This is a genomic window from Anaeromassilibacillus sp. An250 (assembly GCF_002159845.1).
GTDB lineage: Bacteria > Bacillota > Clostridia > Oscillospirales > Acutalibacteraceae > Anaeromassilibacillus > Anaeromassilibacillus stercoravium.
On sequence record NZ_NFJK01000025.1, the window covers coordinates 23,919 to 30,119 of the forward strand.

Annotated in this window: 5 protein-coding genes; all 5 read left to right on the top strand. The window is 52.0% G+C overall.

Annotation, left to right across the window (positions count from 1 at the left end; translation table 11 throughout):
• Positions 1–30: 30 nt before the first annotated feature.
• Genes B5F54_RS15805 through B5F54_RS15825 form a run of 5 tightly spaced genes read left to right on the top strand, consistent with a single transcriptional unit; the run spans position 31 to position 5,839 of the window.
• Positions 31–1,026, top strand: a complete 996-nt coding sequence (locus tag B5F54_RS15805) for a hypothetical protein (protein WP_087235153.1) — start codon at positions 31–33, stop codon at positions 1,024–1,026.
• Between the two features lie 5 nt (positions 1,027–1,031).
• Entirely contained in the window at positions 1,032–2,171 is a 1,140-nt protein-coding gene (locus B5F54_RS15810) for a hypothetical protein (protein WP_087235154.1), read from the top strand.
• 10 nt (positions 2,172–2,181) lie between these two features.
• Entirely contained in the window at positions 2,182–3,054 is an 873-nt protein-coding gene (locus B5F54_RS15815) for an ABC transporter ATP-binding protein (RefSeq protein ID WP_087235161.1), read from the top strand.
• Complete coding sequence (locus tag B5F54_RS15820) at positions 3,051–4,241, top strand: hypothetical protein (protein WP_087235155.1); 1,191 nt, start codon at positions 3,051–3,053, stop codon at positions 4,239–4,241. The genes B5F54_RS15815 and B5F54_RS15820 overlap by 4 nt, the downstream gene beginning before the upstream one ends.
• A complete protein-coding gene (locus B5F54_RS15825) occupies positions 4,229–5,839 on the top strand; it encodes a hypothetical protein (RefSeq protein WP_087235156.1) in 1,611 nt (536 codons plus the stop codon). The genes B5F54_RS15820 and B5F54_RS15825 overlap by 13 nt, the downstream gene beginning before the upstream one ends.
• The last annotated feature ends 362 nt before the right edge of the window (positions 5,840–6,201 follow it).

The window sequence follows — 6,201 nt, forward strand, 5'->3', positions numbered from 1 at the left end:
CTTATCCTACTGATAAGGAGAGTATTTTTTATGCACAGACTTCTTTTTTTCTCTTTGGCGCTTGTATGTTTGCTGGCTGGGTGCAGCGCACCGCAGGCCAGCGACCCGGCCCCGGACGAATCAAACGACTTGGACGCTTATTTTGAGGAGGAGCCGGCAGACAATGAGATGGGCTCTGCGGAATTTGGCCTGCAAGATCCGATGGACACGGTTTATACCTACAATGGTGAGCCCTTGGAAATTCCCTTCTCCATAACTGGCGCATCTTCTGGAAAGACCACGGAGATCGGCGTCCTCCTATTTGTGGATGGGGTGGCCCAGCCCTATTCCGCAGTCTATGAGGATGGTACAGAGCTTGGGGAAAGCTATATGCAGGTCTTTAACCTGGACTATGAACAGCAGGAGAATTTCAACATGGTATTCCAGCCCGTGACAGGCAAAGCGGGGGAAACGGTCCCTGTTATGGCTGTCACAATTCTGGAACCCAGTTTTGTAGCAGAGGGGCCGGATAATCCGCGCTATGGCTTTCACCACCAGGAATCTGCAACCACATCCCGACAGATTTCTTTTGCAGCAGACGCACCCGCACAGACATTGGCGGCAGCCGGTACGGACTACAATGTGGTGGATCTGCCGCAGGACATATTAGATACCCTCGCTGCGTGGGGCACGACCGATAGCCTGGACACAACGGCGACCCTGTCCCTGGGTGTAGAAGATGGGAATTACATTCAGGCAGATGGGAAAACAGCGACGATTACCGTGCAGCTCTACGGCGGGCCGGAGGCGGAGTTCAATATTACTCTGTTCATCAACCATCAGCCTGTCCAACTCAATGGAGCGGACTATCTCTCTGTTCGGACTGTAAAAAACCAGATGGTAGAAGCTAAATTCCAAATCGATACTTCAGAGCTTGGCACGCTGAACACGGTCTATGCCATTGCCGTTACCCCGGAAGATGGGGAGCTTGAGATCAATAATCCAGTTAAGACAGCATCTGTACTTTTGGTCAACGAGGAGGTTTAACGAACATGAAAAGAATCAGTATTTTGCTTGCACTTGCACTCAGTCTTTCTCTGCTTTCCGCCTGCGGAGGCAACGAACCGGCGGCAAACACCGGAAATCCGTCCAGCGATCCCTCAGCGAACGCCCAACAGGTTCCTGACGAATCGGCGGAACAGGCAGCCGGCAGCGCGGCCAATTTTCTCTCGCCGGAGTACGATTATACATCCGATGAGCTGAAACTGACCGATTTGTCTACCGGCGAAGTGATAGCTACTTACGCCTTTGATGCCGCCCAAACACCTCTGTTAACAGACAAGACCAGCGAGGGCGCCATCGTCATGCTGTCCAGCCAGACAGCGGCGGATGTGCAGGACACCGGCGGGGTCACGGTGATTTCTGGCGACAGTTCTGCGGAAAAGCTGTATTACTGGCTGTTCGATCAGAGCCTTAATTTGGTGGATAGCTATGAATTGACGGACGAGGCATTGGTAAATGGGCTTTGGGGCTCTGTCTTTGCCGCTGCGCCGGACGGGAAAGCCCTTGTATATGCGGAAGGGCCCAGCCTCTATCAATATACCTTTGAGACGCAGGAGCTGACAGAAATCACTCCGGCCATGAGCGAAACCGTTTATTTTGAGGGGGTCGGGTACAGTGGCAGCGGAAACTATCTTGCCTTTTTCGGAAGCCTGGACGGGCAGGAAAATACCACGGCCTACGGCTCGATTGATCTGAGCAACAACGCCGCCGCTGTTTTTTCTGCTGAGGGCTTTTCCGGTTCTATGCTCTCTGTGAACGGAGAATATGCCGCTGTTTCCGATACGATTCTGCCCGCCAGCATGGGAGGCGCAAAGCAGACCGGCTCTGTCCTCTTTTTGGATTTGTCCCAGCAGCAGGGGAAGGTAATCAACGTGGAGAGCGGAGATGAAAGCGGGATTGCCGCCGTATCCGCAGACGGCCAGTACATTGTGACCTGTGCGGGTGGAGACAGCCCAAGCGGCACTCTGCGGGCCTATCAGGTCAGCGATGGCACAAAAGTTTTGGATGAAACCTATACGATGGATACAAACTGCAAACCCTATGAGATTTGGGTCATCGGCCATTCCGCCTATGCAGCTTTGGGCACGGATGACGGCTATGCCCTCTCACAAGCGGTTGACCTCCCGTGAGGAATACATGATGAAACTGGAACTTGAAAGCATCACAAAATTTTATGGAAAATATCCCGCGCTCCAAAATGTATCCGCTACTCTGACAGAAGGCGTTTACGGTCTGCTGGGGCCAAATGGGGCTGGAAAAACGACACTGATCAACATTTTGATTGGAATACTGCCTGCCAGCAGCGGCGTGATCCATCTGGACGGGGAAAACACCGTCCAGATGGGCGGGCGCTACTTCGACCAGATTGGTTATATGCCCCAGTACCCTCAGTTCTATGCAAATTTTACCGTACAGGAATTTTTGGACTATATGTGTCAAGTAAAAGGGGTGGCAAACGCAAAACAGAGCATCGACGCGGCCCTGGTTTTCGTCAACCTGGAGGAAAACCGCAGCAAGCGGATCGGGGCGTTATCCGGTGGGATGCGGCAGCGGCTGGGGATCGCCCAGGCCATTCTGAACGACCCCAAACTGCTGGTGCTGGACGAGCCAACGGCGGGCCTTGACCCTGGTGAGCGGATTCGCTTCCGCAATCTCATTTCCCGTCTGGCCAAGGGGCGCATCATCCTTTTAGCTACCCATATTGTTTCCGATGTGGAATATATCGCCAAAGATATCCTCCTGCTTCGGAGGGGGACATTGGTCATGCAGGGTACGCCCAGGGAACTGGAGCAGAGCATCCAGGGAAAGGTGTGGGAAGTGTCGGTCAATGAGGCGGATATGGCTCTGATGGTGGACACTTACTGCGTGAGCAATATCAAGCAGCAGGATGGCTCCTATCTGCTGCGCATTGTGGATGATGGGAAACCGCTCCGAGGCGCAAAGCCGGTATCCCCAAATCTGGACGATGTGTTCCTGCACACCTTTTTCCAGCCAAGTGAGGGACAGATATGAGTTTTCTCTATTTGGAGGCCAGAAAAGGCATCCTGCGGCGCTATACACTGATTGCGCTGGCGCTGTTCCTGTGTCTGAATACGGTCAAAATCATTGCAGACTATCACGCCGGAGAGATACGGCCCGTTGCGGCCAATACAAGCGGAATGCAGGCAGGCTACGACACCATCTATGAGCGGATCAAAGGCCCCATTACAGAGGAAACCGTGCGTTTTCTCACGTCAGAGTACCAGCGGTTGGACGCTTTGACGGCAGATGGAACATATAGCCGGGAGCCGCAGGAGGGGACTTACAGCGGCTATATCTTTGGCGACTACTATCTGCTCCACAGTTACTTCTATCCCCACATGGAGTACAGTGTCAAATATTCCTCTGATATGGAGGAGATTCTGGCCCAGGCGAAAGAAAATATGACTTTCTATCAAGAGAGAGGTAACACAGCGGGAGCGGCAGAAAATGCCTACATTCTCCATCACTATGCAGGCCGAACAATTCCTGCATTTTATCTGTATGACGGCTGGGAAGCTCTGCTGTCCTATGACTTTTCCGATCTACTGATCCTGCTTTTACTCATTTTGGCGGTAGCGCCCGCATTCACCCGGGAGAAGGAAAACGGGATGACCTTGATTCTGTCCTCCTGCAAACGAGGCAGATGGCCTCTGTTTATTTCCAAATGCGGCGCTGGAGTGATATTTGCATGGATACTGACAATCCTGTTCGCCCTGTTAAACCTCCTGGTATTTGGGCTTTTGTGCGGTTTTGATGGCTGGGGTAGCCCGCTCTATGCCATCGAAAGTTATCAATATACTCCATTCTCCGGCTCGATTTTGCTATTCTATGGATTGATTTGCGGGTTGAAGGCCATCGGTTTCAGTGTGACAGCACTCTTGCTGATTCTCCTGTCCGCCTGTTTCCAAAAATCACTCTATCCATGCCTGATGGGATTGGGGCTTGGCGTGGCATTGAACTACTGCGCTGGCTGGGCGCTCTCCCCCGTGTGGTGGAAACAGGTCCTCGCTTGTATCAGCCCATTCACCTTGACCAGCGGCAGTAAACTGCTGGAAAGCCTGTCCGGGGTGAGCATCAGCGGGATATATCTGCTCCGACTTTTCGTGGTTCTGATCGTTCAAGTTGTAATCGCGTGTCTGCTGGTCATAGCAATCAGGAGGAAATCATGCTGCAAGTAGAATTAAAGAAGATATTATTTCATCATAAAGGGCTTTTACTTCTTCTGATTGCTCTGGCGGCTTATGCAGTCTTTTGCGTCGGTAGCGGCTACGACAGCAGTTATGTGATTGATCGGAACGAAGATACCTACCTGACCTACATGGAACGCTGGCAAGGTGAGATCACAGAGGAGAAGGCGCGGGAGATGGAGGCGGAGTACGCAGAAGCCACCCGCTCCGATGATGGCAGGAAGGCCGCCTTTTTAACCATCTACAACCAGTATTACTACGCAAAAGAGGACCCCGCTCATCGTTTTCTCATGGATGAGAGGGGATGGGACACATTGCTGACCCACGATGGCGTGAATGTAATCCTGTTACTATTTCTGCTGGCGCTCTGTGTTCCGGTGTTCTGCGGGGAGTACCAGTGCGGGATGGCGCAGATCCTCCGCTCTTGCAGAAACGGCCGGGGGCGGTTGGCTGGGATCAAATTGGGCTCATTGGCGGCTCTGGCAATTCTGGCAACGGCTTTGTTCCAGTTGGTACAGTTTGTCGTTGTCGCCTTGTCGGTTGGTCTGGATGGAGCATCCTATCCGCTGCAAAGCCTGTCCTTTTTTGAAAATTCTCCCTACTATATTTCCGTTGGGCAGGCGTATGGGATTGTAGTCTTGTCCAGGTGCTTGGGGGCTGCTTGGTTTGCTATCCTGATTGCCCTTCTCTCCATCCTGTTCCGGCAGACGGTGCTGACTACATTTTCCGGCATCGCGGTTTCTATTCTGCCACATTTGATCGGCGGTAGCTTTCTCAAATATGTCCTTCCGCTCCCGGCGGGTCTGCTGGCCGGAACCGGCTATGTGTGGGGGACACTTACAGAAGTTGGATATGACGAGGACTGGAACTTGATTGATATAGTAACCTTTCCGGGCATCACACCGGAGCAGTTCGGCTTTTTGATAGTCCTGTTCTTGGCTATCGTATGTCTGCTGGTGTGGCTTTGTCTCAGATTTTATGTCGGCAGGCGGAAGGCCATTTCTGCCCGCCCGCTCCTGACAGCGGTGCTCATACTCTGCATGACCGTTTCATTGACTGGCTGCGGGCACAGCAATTCCAGTGAGATTACGCATGATTTTCTGGCCGATGCGTCCGAGGGAGAAAACAGCACCTACACGGTAGAGCTTGATATGGTGGAGAACACCATCACCGCGACCAGCAAGGCCACAGGCGAGGCCATCCTGCTGACCCGTGATCCCTTTGGACAATCCGGGGCTATCTCCAGCATCTATGTTGACGAGGATGCCTGTTATTATGTCTCCAGCGGCGAGGTGGGGGATGGCTTTCAGATTTACCGAATCAACTTCAAGGATTTCTCTACACGGCTTTACTTCAGCACCGGCGCTGATAACACGGCGACCTTTTGGGGGCTGCTTGACTATGAACCGACGGTGGATGAACTGCTGGAAGATGTAGGCTCCATTACATCCTTTGTCGTAGACGGGAGTTACATCTACTATCTGCAAGGCGGACGGCTTTATAAGGTATTCCGCTGGACAGGATGGGAGACAGTGGTTGTCCCCAATGTAGAAGGAATGCATAGCTTGGAGTATATGAGTGTTATCTGATACTAATTAACCTATATCCCAAATATAAAAAATCTGCCGGCGGCAGAAAAGAAAAAAACCGCTGCTTGGCAGACTATTTTCCATGCCCATTTTATGTCTAACAGATGGCGGTTTTGAATACATCAAGGCCGCCGTTTTCAAAAAATGAGAATACGGGGGGTGTATTAAAGTCGCCCTTTTTTAAGGATACGGCGGTGTCCGGGAGGTATCGCCGTGTCCTTTTTCCTTTTCCATCCCCCTAACCTTTCAAAAAAAGCCCGGTCACCACCGGGGCACATTTTGCTCATGAGTATGAACTGTATGATTACATAAAAGCGTTTAATAGTTCATTTGCGCCTGTCTGCGTTTTGCAGACAGGCGCT

Excerpts from the sequence above, each read along its gene's own strand:
- B5F54_RS15805 (WP_087235153.1), top strand. The coding sequence starts at position 31 with ATGCACAGACTTCTTTTTTTCTCTTTGGCGCTTGTATGTTTGCTGGCT.
- B5F54_RS15810 (WP_087235154.1), top strand. The coding sequence starts at position 1,032 with ATGAAAAGAATCAGTATTTTGCTTGCACTTGCACTCAGTCTTTCTCTG.
- B5F54_RS15815 (WP_087235161.1), top strand. The coding sequence starts at position 2,182 with ATGAAACTGGAACTTGAAAGCATCACAAAATTTTATGGAAAATATCCC.
- B5F54_RS15820 (WP_087235155.1), top strand. The coding sequence starts at position 3,051 with ATGAGTTTTCTCTATTTGGAGGCCAGAAAAGGCATCCTGCGGCGCTAT.
- B5F54_RS15825 (WP_087235156.1), top strand. The coding sequence starts at position 4,229 with ATGCTGCAAGTAGAATTAAAGAAGATATTATTTCATCATAAAGGGCTT.